This window comes from Roseomonas sp. WA12, assembly GCF_054165765.1.
Genome location: NZ_CM135108.1, coordinates 3,396,932 through 3,412,431 on the forward strand (window position 1 = coordinate 3,396,932; position 15,500 = coordinate 3,412,431).

12 protein-coding genes and 1 pseudogene are annotated in these 15,500 nt (G+C 66.2%); 11 read left to right on the forward strand and 2 right to left on the reverse strand.

Annotated elements, in window-relative coordinates:
• Positions 1–4: 4 nt before the first annotated feature.
• Positions 5–796 (forward strand): ABC transporter permease, encoded by a 792-nt coding sequence (locus ACVBD7_RS16275; RefSeq protein WP_458094280.1) that lies wholly within the window; start codon positions 5–7, stop codon positions 794–796.
• The gene (locus ACVBD7_RS16280; RefSeq protein ID WP_458094281.1) at positions 793–1,860 is read left to right on the forward strand and encodes an ABC transporter ATP-binding protein; all 1,068 of its coding nucleotides are present in this window, start codon (positions 793–795) and stop codon (positions 1,858–1,860) included. The genes ACVBD7_RS16275 and ACVBD7_RS16280 overlap by 4 nt, the downstream gene beginning before the upstream one ends.
• Positions 1,861–1,871: 11 nt before the next feature.
• Here ACVBD7_RS16280 and ACVBD7_RS16285 read toward each other — a convergent pair.
• Positions 1,872–2,122, reverse strand: a pseudogene (locus ACVBD7_RS16285) (transposase); the annotation flags it as partial.
• A 280-nt stretch (positions 2,123–2,402) separates the two neighbouring features.
• Between ACVBD7_RS16285 and ACVBD7_RS16290 the strand changes: the two are divergent.
• From ACVBD7_RS16290 to ACVBD7_RS16315, 6 genes are all read left to right on the forward strand, one after another.
• Complete coding sequence (locus ACVBD7_RS16290) at positions 2,403–6,131, forward strand: PAS domain-containing protein (protein WP_458094282.1); 3,729 nt, start codon at positions 2,403–2,405, stop codon at positions 6,129–6,131.
• A gap of 275 nt (positions 6,132–6,406) precedes the next feature.
• The gene (locus ACVBD7_RS16295) at positions 6,407–7,396 is read left to right on the forward strand and encodes an alpha/beta fold hydrolase (protein WP_458094283.1); all 990 of its coding nucleotides are present in this window, start codon (positions 6,407–6,409) and stop codon (positions 7,394–7,396) included.
• A 96-nt stretch (positions 7,397–7,492) separates the two neighbouring features.
• The gene (locus ACVBD7_RS16300) at positions 7,493–7,615 is read left to right on the forward strand and encodes a hypothetical protein (RefSeq protein ID WP_458094284.1); all 123 of its coding nucleotides are present in this window, start codon (positions 7,493–7,495) and stop codon (positions 7,613–7,615) included.
• Between the two features lie 103 nt (positions 7,616–7,718).
• Positions 7,719–8,063, forward strand: coding sequence for a HigA family addiction module antitoxin (locus ACVBD7_RS16305; protein WP_458094285.1), 345 nt, complete (start codon positions 7,719–7,721; stop codon positions 8,061–8,063).
• Positions 8,053–9,555, forward strand: a complete 1,503-nt coding sequence (locus ACVBD7_RS16310; RefSeq protein WP_458094286.1) for an ATPase domain-containing protein — start codon at positions 8,053–8,055, stop codon at positions 9,553–9,555. Before ACVBD7_RS16305 ends, ACVBD7_RS16310 begins: the two co-directional genes overlap by 11 nt.
• Positions 9,552–11,636, forward strand: a complete 2,085-nt coding sequence (locus ACVBD7_RS16315) for an ATP-binding protein (protein WP_458094287.1) — start codon at positions 9,552–9,554, stop codon at positions 11,634–11,636. Before ACVBD7_RS16310 ends, ACVBD7_RS16315 begins: the two co-directional genes overlap by 4 nt.
• A gap of 818 nt (positions 11,637–12,454) precedes the next feature.
• Here ACVBD7_RS16315 and ACVBD7_RS16320 read toward each other — a convergent pair.
• The gene (locus ACVBD7_RS16320) at positions 12,455–12,946 is read right to left on the reverse strand and encodes a hypothetical protein (protein WP_458094288.1); all 492 of its coding nucleotides are present in this window, start codon (positions 12,944–12,946) and stop codon (positions 12,455–12,457) included.
• Positions 12,947–13,303: 357 nt separating this feature from the next.
• Between ACVBD7_RS16320 and ACVBD7_RS16325 the strand changes: the two genes are divergently transcribed.
• From ACVBD7_RS16325 to ACVBD7_RS16335, 3 genes are all read left to right on the forward strand, one after another.
• The gene (locus tag ACVBD7_RS16325) at positions 13,304–13,474 is read left to right on the forward strand and encodes a hypothetical protein (RefSeq protein ID WP_458094289.1); all 171 of its coding nucleotides are present in this window, start codon (positions 13,304–13,306) and stop codon (positions 13,472–13,474) included.
• Between the two features lie 106 nt (positions 13,475–13,580).
• Positions 13,581–14,384: a DUF6065 family protein gene (locus ACVBD7_RS16330; protein WP_458094290.1), complete on the forward strand. Its 804-nt coding sequence runs from the start codon at positions 13,581–13,583 to the stop codon at positions 14,382–14,384.
• Positions 14,381–15,385: a DMT family transporter gene (locus ACVBD7_RS16335; protein WP_458094291.1), complete on the forward strand. Its 1,005-nt coding sequence runs from the start codon at positions 14,381–14,383 to the stop codon at positions 15,383–15,385. The genes ACVBD7_RS16330 and ACVBD7_RS16335 overlap by 4 nt, the downstream gene beginning before the upstream one ends.
• Positions 15,386–15,500 lie beyond the last annotated feature (115 nt).

Here is a 15,500-nt window from a genome sequence, read left to right on the forward strand (position 1 = left end):
CACGATGCGCACCGCCCTCCTCCTCCTCGGCGCGCTGGTGCTGGCCTTCGTGGCGGCGCCGCTGTTGATTGTTGTGCCGATGTCCTTCTCCACAGCGGCCTCGCTCGAGTTCCCGCCTCCTGGCTGGGGGCTCGGCTACTACGCCGCCTACTTCGGCGATGAGCGCTGGACGCGGCCGACGCTCAATTCGCTCGGTATCGCGGCGGCCGTTGCGGTGGTGACCCTGCTGCTCGTCACTCCCGCCGCGTTCGCCCTCGTTCGCCACCGCTTCGCCGGTAAGGGCGTGGTGAACGCCCTGCTCATGCTGCCGCTGATGGTGCCGCATATCGTCATCGCCATCGGCTATTACGCCTATCTCGCGGATCTCCGGCTGCTGCAGACCTTCCCGGGGATCGTGCTGGCCCACACCGCCCTCTCGGTCCCTGTCGCCTTCCTCGTGCTCTCCGCCAATCTCAAAGGCTTTGACCGCGGGCTGGAACGCGCGGCGCTTTCCCTTGGCGCCTCGCCCGCCACCACCTTCCGCCTCGTCACGCTGCCCGTGCTCTGGCCGGGCTTCGCTGCCGCCGGCCTCTTCGCCTTCGTCGGCAGCTTTGACGAAACCGTGGTCGCCATCTTCATCTCCGGCCAGTCCACCGAGACCCTGCCCCGCAAGATGTTCGACAGTATCCGCAGCACCGCGGACCCCGTCATCGCCGTGGTGTCCACCCTTCTCATCCTCGCCGTGACGCTGCTGGTCGCAGCGCCGGCCATTTGGCGCGCCCTCTCACGCCGCCGCCGCACGGAGCCCGCCCGTTGACCGCGCCCTATCTCCGGCTACAGGACCTCTCGAAAAGCTACGATGGCCGCACCCGCGCGCTGGACGGTGTGAATCTCGACGCCTCGAAGGGCGAGTTCATCACCTTCCTCGGCCCCAGCGGCTCGGGCAAAACCACCACCCTCATGCTGATCGCCGGCTTCGAGAGCGCGACATCCGGCGACATCCTGGTAAACGGCGTCTCCATCGGTCGAACCCCGCCCCATAAGCGCGGCATCGGCGTCGTCTTCCAGAACTATGCCCTGTTCCCGCACCGCACCGCGCTGGGCAACGTGATGTTCCCGCTCGAGATGCGGAACATGCCCAGGCCCGCCGCTACCGAGAAGGCACGGGCCATGCTCGCCCTCGTCGGCCTGGAACGCTTCGCGGACCGCCACCCGCGCGAGCTCTCCGGCGGCCAGCAGCAGCGCGTCGCGCTCGCCCGCGCCCTCGTCTTCGACCCCACCCTGCTCCTGCTGGACGAACCGCTCGGTGCGCTCGACAAGAACCTGCGCGAGCAGCTCGGCATCGAGATCAAGCGCATCCAGCGCGCCCTCGGCGTCACCACCATCTTCGTCACCCATGACCAGTCCGAAGCCATGGCTATGTCCGACCGTATCGTGGTGTTCGAAGGCGGCCGCATTCAGCAGGCCGCCACTCCGCTTGAGATCTACAACCGCCCGGTCAACGCCTTCGTCGCCCGCTTCGTCGGTGACAGCAACCTGCTCCCCGCAAGGCTGACCGACCCTGCCACTGGCGCAGTGGAGCTGGACGGCATCGGCCCCGCCCGCCTTCCCCCGCAAGCTGGCCGTCACCCCGGCGAGGCTGTCACCATTCTCCTCCGCCCCGAGGTCTTCAGCCCCGGCGACGGCCGCAACCCCCTCCGCCTGCGTGTCGAGACCGTCGTGCATTTCGGCGACAGCGCCCTACTGATCGGCACAGCCAACGGCATCCCCCTCCGGGCCCGCCTGCCCGGCCACGCCGCGCTCGGCATCGCAGAGGGAACTGAACTCCCGCTCTCCTGGCGCCCCGAATCCGCTCATCTGATCCCGGACAGCCCTCGATAAGGCGCCTCCTCCCACCGAGCAAACTTGTTTTGCAGGGTGCTTCGCGGCGGCAGATCCTTGGGGATCTCTGCCCACTGATATCCCATGCTCAGGGTGCAGAGCAGCCTATTGAGCACCTCGCGCAAGTTGACGGTCCGTTTGTTGCCACCGTGCTTTGGGCCGTGATCAATGGAGCAACCGGCGCCAATTCCACGTCGGTCAGGTCGCTCGGATAGCTCAGCTTGGCGCGGTCACAGCGGCCACGGTTCTCGCTCGTCCACATCGGCAGTTTCTCTAAACCGAACCGCTGTCGATAGAATCAGGCCCCGCTCAGGAGCCCCAACACGTTCCCGGATCGATTTAAGCGGGTTGTAAGCGTGCCTTAGGCGCCCGACCGCCGGGGATCGAACTGCTGCAGCGAGAAATTGGATTTAGTCGCGAGCAGCTCCTTGCTAAATCGGCCCGATGTCGTCGTGCCATTCCATCGTTGCCTGGCCCATTCCGGATCCGCTCCTCCCATCGCCGTCCAGCCTGCATCCGGGCCTGCCGGGGAAGGCTGATCCTTGACCGAGAACAACGACAGTCCGTCCTGGACCGAGGCAGATCGTCTCGCCGTGCTGGAGCGCTACGCGATCCTCGACACCCCGCCGGAGCGGGATTTCGACGACCTCGCCCGCATGGCTGCAGATCTGCTCGGGGCGCCGTTCGCCGCAGTGAACCTGATCGCGGCGGACAGGCAGTGGTTCAAGGCCGAGGTGGGCCTGGGCGTGCGGGAGATGCCGCTCGACAACTCGATCTGCGCCCGCGTCCTTCTCCAGCCCGGCGAGCTGGTCATCCCGGACCTCAAGGACGATCCCCGCTTCGGGTGCAACCCGCTGGTCTCCGCGGGACCCGGGCTTCGCTTCTACGCGGGCGAGCTGCTGGAAACGCCCGAGGGTGTGCCTCTGGGCACCCTATGCGTCCTGGACACGGCACCTCGGCCCGAGGGGCTGACGCCCGAACAGCGCTTCGTGCTCAAGACCCTGGCTCGGCAGGTGATGAGCCAGCTGAACCTGCGCCAGAGCCTAGCGGAGCAGGAGCGCCTTCGGGCGGAGCAGGCCCGTTCGGAGGCCCTCCGGCGGCAGATACTCGACAGCGCGGTCGACTTCGCCATCGTCAGCATGGACCTGGACGGCAGGGTCACCGGCTGGAACGCCGGGGCCGAGGACATCCTGGGCTGGAACGAGGCCGAGATGCTCGGCCACCCCGGAGAGTTGTTCTTCACGCCGGAGGACCGGGCCTCCGGCATCCCGGACGCCGAGATGGCCGGGGCAGCGCGCGATGGCCGCGCCGCCGACGAGCGCTGGCACCTGCGTAAGGACGGCTCGCGCTTCTGGGCTTCGGGAGAGATGATGCCGCTCCGCGACGAGCGGGGCGCCCATGTCGGCTACCTCAAAATGCTGCGGGACCGCACGGAGCAGCACCTCGCAGGCCAGGCGCTGGAGGCCGTCAACGAGCGCCTCCGGTTGGCCCAGCGGGCCACCCGCGACGCAATCTGGGACTGGAACTTCAGCGACAACAGCGTGCTCTGGAACGAGGCGTTGGAGGATGCCTATGGCTGGGCACCTGGGCAGGTGGAGCCGACCGGGGATTGGTGGATCACCCGGATCCATCCCGAGGACCGGGCTGGGGTGGACCGGAGCATCCACGCGGTGATCGACAGCTCCGGCACGAGCTGGACGGACGAGTACCGCTTCCGCCGCGCCGACGGCAGCTACGCCGAGGTGCTGGACCGCGGCTACGTGATCCGCGGATCGGATGGCAGAGCGGTCCGGATGATCGGCGCCATGCTCGACATGAGCGAGCGCAAGCGGACAGAGGCCGCGCTGCAGGACGTCGACGACCGCCTGCGTCTCGCGACCCGTGCAGCCGGGATCGGCACCTTCGACTACGTTATGAGGGCGGACCAACTAACCTGGGACGACCGCTGCCGCGCGCTGTTCGGCCTGCCGCCCGGTGCGCCCGTGACCTATGAGGGCACCTTCCTGGCGGGGCTGCACCCGGAGGACCGGGAGCGGGCAGACCTGGCAGTGCGGCAGTCCATGGACCCGGCGGGGTCGGGCCGCTTCGCCGCCGAGTACCGCACCATCGGCCTACAGGATGGGATCCTCCGCTGGATCTCGGCCCAGGGGGAGACCCATTTCGAGGCGGGGCAGCCGGTCCGGCTGGTCGGGACCGTTCTCGACATCACGGCCCGAATGCGGGCCGAGGAGGCGCTGCGCGAGAGCGAGGCGCGGTACCGCACCCTGTTCACCTCCGTGGACGACGGCTTCTGCATCATCGAGTTTACCGAGGGTCCGCATGGTTCGATGAGCGACTACGTCCATGTCGCCGCAAATCCCGGCTACGCGCGGCACACCGGCATCGTCGACGTCGTTGGCAAGAGCATTCGGGAGCTCGCCCCTGACGAGGCCGATGCCTGGGTCGAGCTTTACAGCAAGGTACTGCGCACCGGGCAGCCGATCCGCCTCGAGCGCTACTTCGCGGCGGCGGGCCGTCACATCGAGGTGTCGTCCGCCCGCGTCGAGGACATGAGCCAGAGGCAGGTGTCCGTGCTGTTTCGCGACGTGACAGGGCGCAAAGAGGCGGAGGCCGCCTTGCAGGCGAGCGAGGCACTGGCACGGGAGAACGTCCAGCGGGTGCAGCTTGCGCTCTCGGCCGGAGCCATCATCGGCACGTGGAATTGGGACCTGCCGACGGACCGTTTCACCGTGGACGAGGCCTTCGCCCGCAGCTTCGGGCTCGATCCCGCCGTCGGGCGCAGTGGGTTGAGCCTCGAGCAGGTGGTGGCGACCGTCCACCCTGACGACAAGCCCGGACTGGTCGCCGCAATCAACGAGGTGATCGCCAGGGGCGGCGCCTACGCCCACCAGTACCGGGTGCGCCGCGCGGACGGGAAGTATTACTGGATCGAGGCGAATGGCCGGGTTGACCACGGTCATGACGGCACTCCCCTGACCTTCCCGGGCGTTCTGCTCGACGTTGAGGAGCGGCGCGCCGTAGCGGCGGAGCGCGACCGCGCCGCCGCCGATCTCCGTGCGCTCAACGAGACGCTGGAGCAGCGCATCGCCGACCGCACGGCGGAGCTGCTGCGCGCCGAGGAGCAGCTGCGCCAAAGCCAGAAGATGGAGGCTGTCGGCCAGCTGACGGGCGGCCTGGCGCACGACTTCAACAACCTGCTGACCGGGATAACGGGTAGCCTGGAACTGTTGAGTACCCGCATTGCCCAGGGGCGGCTGAAGGACGTGGACCGCTACGTCAATGCCGCCCAGGGTGCCGCCAAGCGCGCAGCGGCTCTGACCCACCGTCTTCTGGCCTTCTCTCGCCGCCAGACGCTCGATCCCAAGCCGACCGACGTGAACCGCTTGGTTTCTGGCATGGTGGACCTTGTCCGCCGCACCGTGGGGCCGGAGATCGTGGTGGAGGTGGCCGAGGCAGGCGGACTGTGGACGACCCTGGTGGACCCGCCGCAGCTGGAGAACGCGCTACTCAATCTCTGCATCAACGCGCGAGACGCGATGCCTGACGGCGGCCGCATCACCATCGAGACCGCCAACAAGTGGCTGGACGACCGGGCGGCGGCGGAGCGGGACCTTCCTCCCGGCCAGTATGTCTCCCTTTGCGTCAGCGACACTGGCACGGGCATGACGCCGGACGTGATCGCCCGTGCCTTCGACCCCTTCTACACCACCAAGCCCATCGGTCAGGGCACGGGTCTCGGCCTGTCCATGATCTATGGCTTCGTGCGGCAATCCGGAGGGCAGGTCCGAATCTACTCTGAGGTCGGGCAGGGCACGACCATGTGCCTGTATTTACCGCGGCACTACGGCGCCACCGGCGAGGCAGAAATCCAGCCCGACCTTGCCGATGCGCCGAGAGCTGGAGAAGGCGAAACCGTGCTCGTGGTGGATGACGAGGCGACGGTGCGCATGCTGGTCACGGAGGTGCTGGAGGATCTGGGCTACGCGGCCGTTGAGGCCGGTGACGGGCCGTCGGGGCTGAAGGTGGTGCAGTCCGATCTGCGGCTCGACCTGCTTGTGACCGATGTCGGCCTTCCCGGGGGCATGAACGGACGTCAGCTGGCCGATGCGGCGCGGGCGCTGCGCCCGGACCTGAAGATCCTGTTCATTACCGGCTATGCGGAGAACGCGGTGATCGGCAATGGGCACCTGGAACCGGGCATGCACATCCTGACCAAGCCCTTCGCCATGGAAACGCTGGCAGCCCGCATCCGGGAGCTTATCGTTTCCTGAGCGGCGGCCCGCCCAGGGCCGTGGCACGGTGGGAGCCGAAGGGGAAGGCGGCCCGGGCGAGAGCGCTCGTAGAGGTGAAAACCAGCAAGGTTCATCATCGCCCTAGGCCGGGTGTCAGAGCGCTAATCCTGTCAGGGTACGATACAGAGCCCTAGCGAAGGTGCCGCGGCGCTGGTGTGCTTCGCTCCGTTCGGCCGGAAAGCCAAGCAAGTTGAAAGCACTGAGTTGTCCCGTTCGAAATCAGATCAAATTTCAGGATGAAGACTTCTCCACAAGTGGAGCTCAGCGCGACGACTCGGCACTTCGTGCTTCCTCACGACTTGACCGCAACGGCCGGCGGTCGTGAGCTTCCTCCAAAAGCAAAGGAGGACAACATGGTCAAGGTCACCCGCCGCCACCTCGGCCTGATTGTCGTCGGCGGCCTCGCGCTGGCACCGTCGGCTACGCGGGCAACGGAGGACCGCTTCTTCGATTCCGCTGGCGTCCGCATCCACTACATCGAGGAGGGCCAAGGGGAACCGGTCATCCTGGTTCACGGCTACACAACCGACATCCAAGGCCAGTTTGTTGAATCCGGCATCTTCCCGATCCTGGCCCGGCACTACCGGACCATCGCTCTCGACGCTCGCGGGCATGGGCAGAGCGGAAAGCCGCACGAGCGCACCGCCTACGGTCCGGAGATGGGGCTCGACGTCATCCGGCTGATGGACCATCTCGGAATTCGACGTGCTCACATTGTCGGCTATTCGATGGGCGCGCATATCGTGGCCCAACTCGTCACCCTGCATTCCGAGCGCTTCGTCACGATGACGCTTGGTGGCGCTTCAGGCCGGCGCAACTGGAGCGCCGAAGACCAGCGAAGGGTGGACATCGAGTCTGACGAGATGGACGAGGGCATGCTGCGCTCCCAGATCCGGCGCCTCTGGCCGCGCGACCAGCCGCCGCCTTCCGACGAAGTGATCCGTGAGCGCTCCGCACGGCAGATGGCGGGAAAGGATCCGCGAGCGCTCGCCGCCGTCCGCCGCTCCAACCCGGACCAGGTGGTGACGGAGGCGCAGATGCGCGCCGTCACCGTTCCCTCTCTCGGCATCGTCGGCACCGCCGATCCCTATCTGCGCGAGTTTCAGCAGCTCAAGGCCGCCATGCCGCAGCTCGAACTGGTGACGATCGAGGGTGCCTCGCACAATACGGCGCCGGTGCGCCCGGAATTCGTCGCGGCGCTGGAGCGCTTCCTGGCCGCGCATCCCGCCGCCAGCCGCGGTTAGATGCCACGCAATGCTGTGCCGCCGCCATATCCTGGCCCTCGCCAGAACTCCCGTCCTCCCGCGCCCAGGCTCACTGAATGCCTCGGCCAGTCGGTGATGGTAGATAATCGCCCTGGTGCAGGAGGAAGCCCGGGCACCGGACAGACCGGCCGCTCGCTAGCCGGCGGCTACATGCTCCTGGCAGGCTCCAACGGTACGACTTACAGCACTCGATTTTAGATCCTTCTCTCAAGAAGTCAGATAAAAGGTTCCACTCCGGCCTTCTTCTCGCAATTGCCAGTTGTCAATTGCCGCTTTACACAACTCGCCAATGATTCGAAACGTGCCTAAGTCGTGCCCGCTGGATGATCCAGGCCACCCCGGCGTGTTGCTTCGCGAGCAGGTCCTGCCCGCGCTGGGGCTGACGGTGAGTAAAGCCGCCCTGGACCTCGCGACCACACGGCAGAACCTCCACCGTATCCTCTCCGGGCAGTCCGCGATCAGTCCGGAAATGGCCGTTCGGCTGGAACGCTTCTGTGGCGTCCCCGCCGTGTTCTGGCTCGCCCGTCAGCAGGCCTGCGAGTTGTCGAGGGCTCAGCGGGCGCTCGCTGACTCGCTGGCCGATACGCCCCGCCACGCTCTGCCCGCAACCGTCCTGACTTATATCGGAGCGACCGATGCACGATAACATTCGCGCTCCGGAAAAAGCGCGGACCGGCGTTGCCGGGCTCGATGATATTCTGGTCGGAGGTCTGGCTCCAGGTCACCTCTTCCTGTTGGAGGGCAACCCCGGCACCGGCAAGACCACGATCGCGCTCAGCTTCCTGCTCGATGGAGCGCGACGGGGCGAACAGGGCCTCTACATCACTCTTTCTGAGACGGATCGGGAACTGCGAGAGGGCGCGCGTTCGCACGGGTGGACGCTGCCGGACAACATCGAAGTTTTTGAGCTGGTGCCGCCCGAGAGCCTCCTCGACGCCGCGCAGCAGCAAAGCCTGCTCTATTCGTCTGATCTCGAACTGGGTGAGGCGACGAAGCAGATCTTCGAGACGTTCGAGCGAGTCAAGCCAACCCGCGTCGTGCTGGATAGTCTCTCGGAGATCCGACTTCTGGCGCAGAGCTCGCTCCGCTACCGGCGGCAGATCCTGGCATTGAAGCACTACTTCGCCCGCCTCGGCGCCACCGTGCTGCTCCTGGACGACCTGACCTCGGACACGCTGGACAAGACTGTGCATAGCGTCGTCCACGGCGTGATCCGCCTGGAGGAGCTGGCACCGGAGTACGGGGCCGAGCGGCGACGGCTTCGCGTCTCGAAGTACCGCGGCCAGGCCTTCCGGGGTGGCTTCCACGACTTCTGCATCAAGCATGGCGGCGTGCAGGTGTTTCCCCGCTTGGTCGCAGCGGAGCACCGAACCGGCTTCGAGCGGCGCGCCATGACGAGCGACATCGCGGGGCTCGACGCCCTTCTGGGCGGGGGCGTGGAGCAGGGTTCCAGCGCCCTCGTGCTGGGCCCCGCCGGGACGGGCAAGAGCACCTTTGCGTTCCAGTTCGTCGCCGCCGCCTTGAAGCGCGGCGAGAAGGCCGCGATCTTCGTCTTCGACGAGGAGCTCGGGCTCCTCTTCAATCGCACCCGCGCCATGGGCTTTGACCTGGAGGCGATGCGCGACAGCGGCATGCTGCACATCGAGCAGGTGGACGCGGCCGAGCTGTCGCCCGGCGAGTTCGCCCACCGCGTGCGGGACCGGGTTGGGTTCGCCCAGGCCAAGACGGTGGTGATCGACAGCCTCAACGGCTATCAGGCCGCGATGCCGGACGAGAACGCGCTCATCCTGCACGTCCACGAACTGCTGCAGTACCTCAACCGCCAGGGCGCCACGACCTTCCTCACCGTCGCGCAGCACGGGCTCGTGGGGGACATGAAGTCCCCGGTGGACATCACCTACCTGGCCGACACGGTCATCCTGCTTCGCTACTTCGAGGCCCTGGGTAAGGTGCGCCGCGCCGTGTCCGTGATCAAGAAGCGCACCGGGGCGCATGAGGATACAATACGGGAGTACCGGATCGGACAGGGCGGCCTCAGCCTGGGTGCACCGCTGGAGCAGTTCCAGGGCGTGCTCAGGGGCGTGCCGACCTTTGTCGGGGCAGCGGCGCCGCTGCTAGGCGCGCCCGCCAGCAGATGAGCCGTCCCTCGGCACATCACCCGCCGCACGCGCTGATCCTCGCGCCGCTTGGCCGCGATGCGTCGATCGCGGAGGCGCTGCTGCGAGAGGCTGGTGCCGAGTGCCGCACCTGCCCCGACCTGGGAAGCCTTGAAGCGGCACTCGGCGATGAGGCTTCCTTCGTCGTGGTCACCGAGGAAGCGCTGAACGGCGCCGACCTCGGCAGCATGGCCGCCTGGGTGGCGAACCAATCCGCCTGGTCCGACCTTCCCTTCATTGTCCTCACCCGCAGCGGTGGCGGGCCGGAGCGCAATCCGGCCGCCGCACGCCTGCAGGACATTCTGGGCAACGTCTCCATCCTTGAGCGCCCGTTCCACCCGACGACCTTCGTCAGCATTGCCCGCTCGGCCCTGAAGGGCAGGCAGCGGCAGTTCGAGGCCCGCGCCCGGATCGACGAGCTGCGGGAGAGCGAGGAGCGGTTGCAGGTTGCCCTGCAGGCCGGCCGGCTTGGTTCGTGGGAGTTCGACGTCGAGGCTGGAGTCCTGACGGCATCGGCCACCTGCAAGGCCGTCTTCGGCATCGAACCGGATGCAGCCTTCACCTACGACGATATGCTGGCCAGGATCGACCCGCAGGACCGCGACAGGATGCAGGCCGCCGTGCGGGCCAGCATCGCCGAGGGCACCGACTATGCCATCGAGTACCGGACGCTCTGGCCGGATGGCGGGCTTCACTGGGCGGAGATCCGCGCCCGCCTGGTGCGCGACCGGCACGGGGCCAGGCCGCGGCTGGTCGGCGTCTCGTCCGATATTACAGAGCGGAAAACGGCCGAGGATCGCCTCCGGCAGCTCAACGGGACGTTGGAAGAACGCGTCGCTCAGCGGACCGCTGAGTTGCGGCAGGCACACGACGCCGTGCTGGCGGAGGTCGCGCAGCGCGAGCTGATGGAAGACCAACTCCGCCAGGCGCAGAAGATGGAGGCGGTCGGGCAGCTCACGGGAGGCCTCGCTCACGACTTCAACAACCTCCTGGCCAGTATCGCCGGCAGCCTGGAACTCCTGCGCAAGCGGGTCCGGCAGGGCCGCACGGGTGAACTGGACCGGTTCATCACCTTGGCGCAGGAAGCCTCCAGCCGCGCGGCGGCCCTGACCCATCGTCTTCTGGCCTTCTCCCGGCGGCAGACACTCGACCCCAGAGCGACCGACGTTCACCGCTTGGCGACGGGAATGGGTGAAATCATCACCCGCACGGTCGGCCCGGGCATCGCGATGGAGATGAGCGGGGTGCCGGACCTCTGGACCACGCTGGTGGATCCGCACCAGCTCGAGAATGCCCTTTTGAACCTCTGCATCAACGCCCGGGATGCCATGCCTGAAGGCGGGCGCATCGCACTCCGGGCGGAGAACGTCACCCTGGACCGGCAACAGGCCGAGCCACGCGACCTCCTACCGGGCCAGTACGTCACGTTGAGCGTGACCGATACGGGGACGGGGATGCCGCCAGACGTGATCGCACGTGCCTTCGATCCGTTCTTCACGACCAAGCCCATTGGCCAGGGCACGGGGCTGGGCCTGTCCATGATTTATGGACTGGTGCGGCAGTCGGGCGGGCAGGTGCGGATCCATTCCGAGGTGGGCCACGGAACGACGGTCCGTCTCTACCTGCCGCGCCATGACGGCGCGGCATCTGCGGAGGAGGAATCGCCGGTGTTGCAGAGCGCCCCTCGAGCGGAAGCGGGTGAGACGGTGCTGGTCGTCGACGACGAGCTCACCGTGCGGAGCCTCATCACGGAAGTCTTGCAGGACCAGGGTTACCGGGTCATCGATGCCGCCGACGGCGCCTCCGGACTGCAGGTTCTGCAAACCAGTGCCCGGATTGATTTGTTGATCACCGATGTGGGCTTACCGGGAGGGATGAACGGGCGGCAATTCGCTGACGCAGCCCGCGTTTTACGGTCCGATCTGAGGGTGTTGTTCATCACAGGGTATGCCGAGACTGCCGCCTTCGGGGATGGCAAGCTGGAGTACAGGATGCACGTCATGACCAAGCCCTTCAGCCTCGATGTCCTTGTCAGTCGTGTCAGGGACCTCATCGCAGCCTGATTCCATTCCTCGTCCCGATCGTCGCAATCACTCTTGTTGTCGGTCCAAACTGGCCGTTAGATAGACCCGGTAGTAGCGGCACTGATCACGATCGCCCCGAGGGTGATACCTGGCCCCGGGAATCCCGCAGGCAAATGAGCGACGAACGCCGGGACGGCGTTCTCCTGGCCGCCTCGTCTTCAATGGCTGTCTCTCACGCCGGAGTGAAAATTGGCCTGTATGCCAGCATCACCGCCCCTTCGCCGTTACCAGAGCGCGCCTTCACTGCCCTTCTTGCCCTTGGCCCTGCTGGGCTCATCTTGGTCAGACAGCACCGCTTAGGCTGACTGACGTAGTGGGAGCGGTCGGCCACTCTTGCACTCCGTCCGCTCCTAGCCTTCGGGACGGCTTTCCACTTGTATCCCTGCGTCTCGACCGGCCAGTGGCCTTGTGGTGGCCGGGCGCCTATCTGCTATCCCGTAGGACGTCAGCGACACGACAGTGGCTGCTTGGCAGTCGGGCTGTCTTTGAGACAGGTGCCTAAGAAGCGAAATCGAGCAGATTGTCGCTCGCACAGCCTCCTCTGCTGTGGATGTTCAGCACACGCGCACTTTCCCTGCTGAGCAAGTCGCGGACAGTCCACCTCCTTAGCGACGGAGTAGGTTGGTGCCCCACGCTGGAAGCGTCTTGGTGCAGCCCGAACCCTCTTTGAACATCATCGCGAGCGGAGGAGCTTCGTGACAGCCTCTCACCTCAGACCCGGTCATCCGGCAAGTTCCGCAAGGACAGGTCCCCCGATCTGCTGGACTCACATTTTACTGCCCGAGTCTTTCAGGAAGTTAACGAGGATCGACAAGCTGATCGGCGAGCTTTGCGATTTCGAGGAGCGCGGCTCGGGGTAGGGGTTCTGCCGAACGAGCGGCGCGGGTGAGACGATGAGCAATCATCCGCATCAGCTGCAAATCGTTGTCGCGGGCGATGAGGAACGCACGGTCCTCCGCTGTAGCAGCCCGGATCAACCAGCGTGGTGAAAGCCGTCTCGCTGCCCGGGTACGGGGTGGCGCTGCTGGCAGACGAGCCAGGATGTGGCCTTGCAGCGAGATGACCTCACATGTGGAATGCCGCGTTGCAGCGGGAGTCCCGTCGGGCTGTCTCAGCTCGAGACCGTTTGGAGAGAACAAGCCTTTCCAGCCCCTAACCGCGACGTCCCCGGACGGCAACACGGCGCTGACCGTCAGCACGTCCTCCAAGATACCGGTTCTGATATTGACGAGGCCCACCTCCTGATCTGGGAAGAATTGGGCCGTGCGGCCGGGTGTGAGAATCCTCATCGGCATCTCCGAACAGCCCGCAGCGAGCCAGGCGATCTTCCATGCAGTTTGGGGTTGGCGCTCCAGCTCGAGATGTGACGAAGGACACACCACGCGTCAGGATTTCGTTAAACCCGTTCCGTAGATCGCGATAGATGCGCCGCAGTTTGGGTTCACTGCCCTCGTCCAGCAGCTCCGCGACATGCCGGAGCAGACGGGTCATGCCCCAGCAAGCAGCTACGAGGTGCAGCATTTCATTTTTAACGCGAATTTTGCGCGCAGTTCACACTGATCTACGGATGCTGTGCTCACAATTCTCCATCTGATGCCGATGGCCGTCGGCACAGGCCCTCTATCCAGCCAGCAGGACAACATCCCATGACCAAGACAAACGCCTCCAAGACCGTGGTTCTTTCCACGCCGAAGGCGGTGGCCGACGCCGGCCGCGTGTCCACGGGCGGCATGCAGCGCGCCATTGTGCGGACCCTTCCGAAGTCGGTCCGCGACAATGGCCGCGTCTCCACCGGTGGAATGCAGCGCTCGATCTGATTGCCTCTGCCCTCCGGCCGGGAGTCTCAACCAGCCTCCCGGCCGGGAGCCCAATCGCGTGCGACGAAAGAGCTTGTCGTAACTAGAAACCGGAGCACGCGGCAGCATGTCAGCAGATCTCAACGCGCCAGCTCTGTCCCATTTGGAATCCCGCCTTCCTTCCGAGAAGACAGTACACTTCTATAATCTTTTCCCGGGCTGCCGTCCGCCGCAGCGAGCCGCGCGCGACGGCCACGGCACGATACCCATCCGAGCCTACCGCCACTGCGAGGCGCTGTGCTCCGCAGCCGCCTTCGGGTGGCACGTGTTCCCGCCCATGGATTTCCAACTCGTCTGGGATGGCAGCACCGAGATCCAATGGACCTACGGCGACGCAGAGGGCTGGTACCCTCTCGATGTTGCGCAGTTCCCCTATTTCGCCGACCAGTTCGATGAGGATGCTCCGGACGACGCTCGGGGTTTTTCGCCCCCCTTTCTGACCGCGTTTGTCGAGCCGGGCGTCGTGCAGATCTGGACTGGCTTGGTTGCCCGCACGGCGCCGGGCTGGAACCTCCTTCTCCGGCCTCCGGCCAACGTTCCCCGCGACCTCGGTTACGAGCACTTCGAAGGGATCGTGGAGACTGATCGTTGGTTTGGTCCACTCTTCTTCAACGTCCGCCTGACCCGGACAGAGGTTCCCGTCCGATTCCGTGCCGGTTATCCGGTGATGCAGGTCCAGCCGGTACGGAGGGAGACGCTCGGCCTCGTGGACAGTTTCGAGGTCTCCGATGGTCTTGCCTCCTTGTCTGAGACCGACTGGGAGGCCTTTCGTCGCACCGTCGTCCGACCCAACCAGGATCCTAACCGGGTCCGCGGCGCCTACGGCGCCGAAAGTCGCCGCGGCAAGCGCCGTGGGCAGGAGGGCGTTTGAGCGCCGCCCCTCCTGGTATGCTGCGCGGCCTACTCTGGGCCTCCTTAGCGGTGCTCATCGCTGCCATTTACCCCGTGATCACCCGCCTCGGCGTCACCCGGCAGGCAATGACTCCACTTGAACTGGCGACGCTGCGGTTCGTGGTGGCGGCCCTCCTTCTTTCCCCCGTTCTGGTCGTCGTGCTCCGCCGTCTCGACCGGCGGGCCTGGATGGAGGCGGCTCTCCTCACTCTCTTCCAGGGCACGCCGCTGGCCACCCTCATCGCCGGCGGCCTCGCTTTGGCTCCTGCGGCACACGGCTCCGCACTCACCCTTGGGCTGATGCCGGCGATCACCATTTGTCTGCGTCGTGCGAGTGGGGAGCGTTTCGCCCCACGTGCCTTCCTGGGCGCAACACTGATTGCAGCCGGCGCCGCAAGCCTCGCAGGTCTCGACTTGCAGGAGGGTGGCGATGCCCTGCTCGGCCACGGGATGTTCGTCCTCGCGGCATTGATGGGTTCCGCCTACTTCCTGCGTCTCCGGCGTTCCGGCTTCACTCCCACCGAGGGCGCCGCAATCGTGGCTGGCCTCTCCGCGGTCGGCGGCGTCCTGGTACTGACCTTGATGGGTGAGCTTGGACGCGTCGCGCAGGTCGCGCCGGCGGATTTGCTGCTTCAGGCTGTGTTCCAGGGCGCACTGGTGGGCGTGGTCGCAATGGTGGCCCTCAACCAGGCAATTGTCCTGCTTGGCCCCATCGCCGCCACGGTCTGCCTCTCCCTCGTGCCCACCACTGCGGCCGTCCTCGCAGTACCGGTTCTCGGCGAGGCCTCCTCGGTTGGCGAGTGGCTCGCCTTCGCCGCCATGGTGCTCGGTGCCGCCCTGGCCACATCCTGCGAGCGGCGGCCCACGAGGCCTCCGTCAGATACCGGCAATACTCCGAGCCGGCCAGAACGACGCTGCGCCTGGATGAGGCCTTTCAAGCTAGCCCTCCGCCTGGCCACTGGCCGGGCTGGGGCAGCATAACCCTGGAGACCCGCATGCGAGGCAAAATGAGCACTCTCGAGCGAGACTTCCCGAACGACGTCGAGCAGATAGACCAGGTGGTACGACGGCTTACCACGACAGCGCGGCTGGCCAA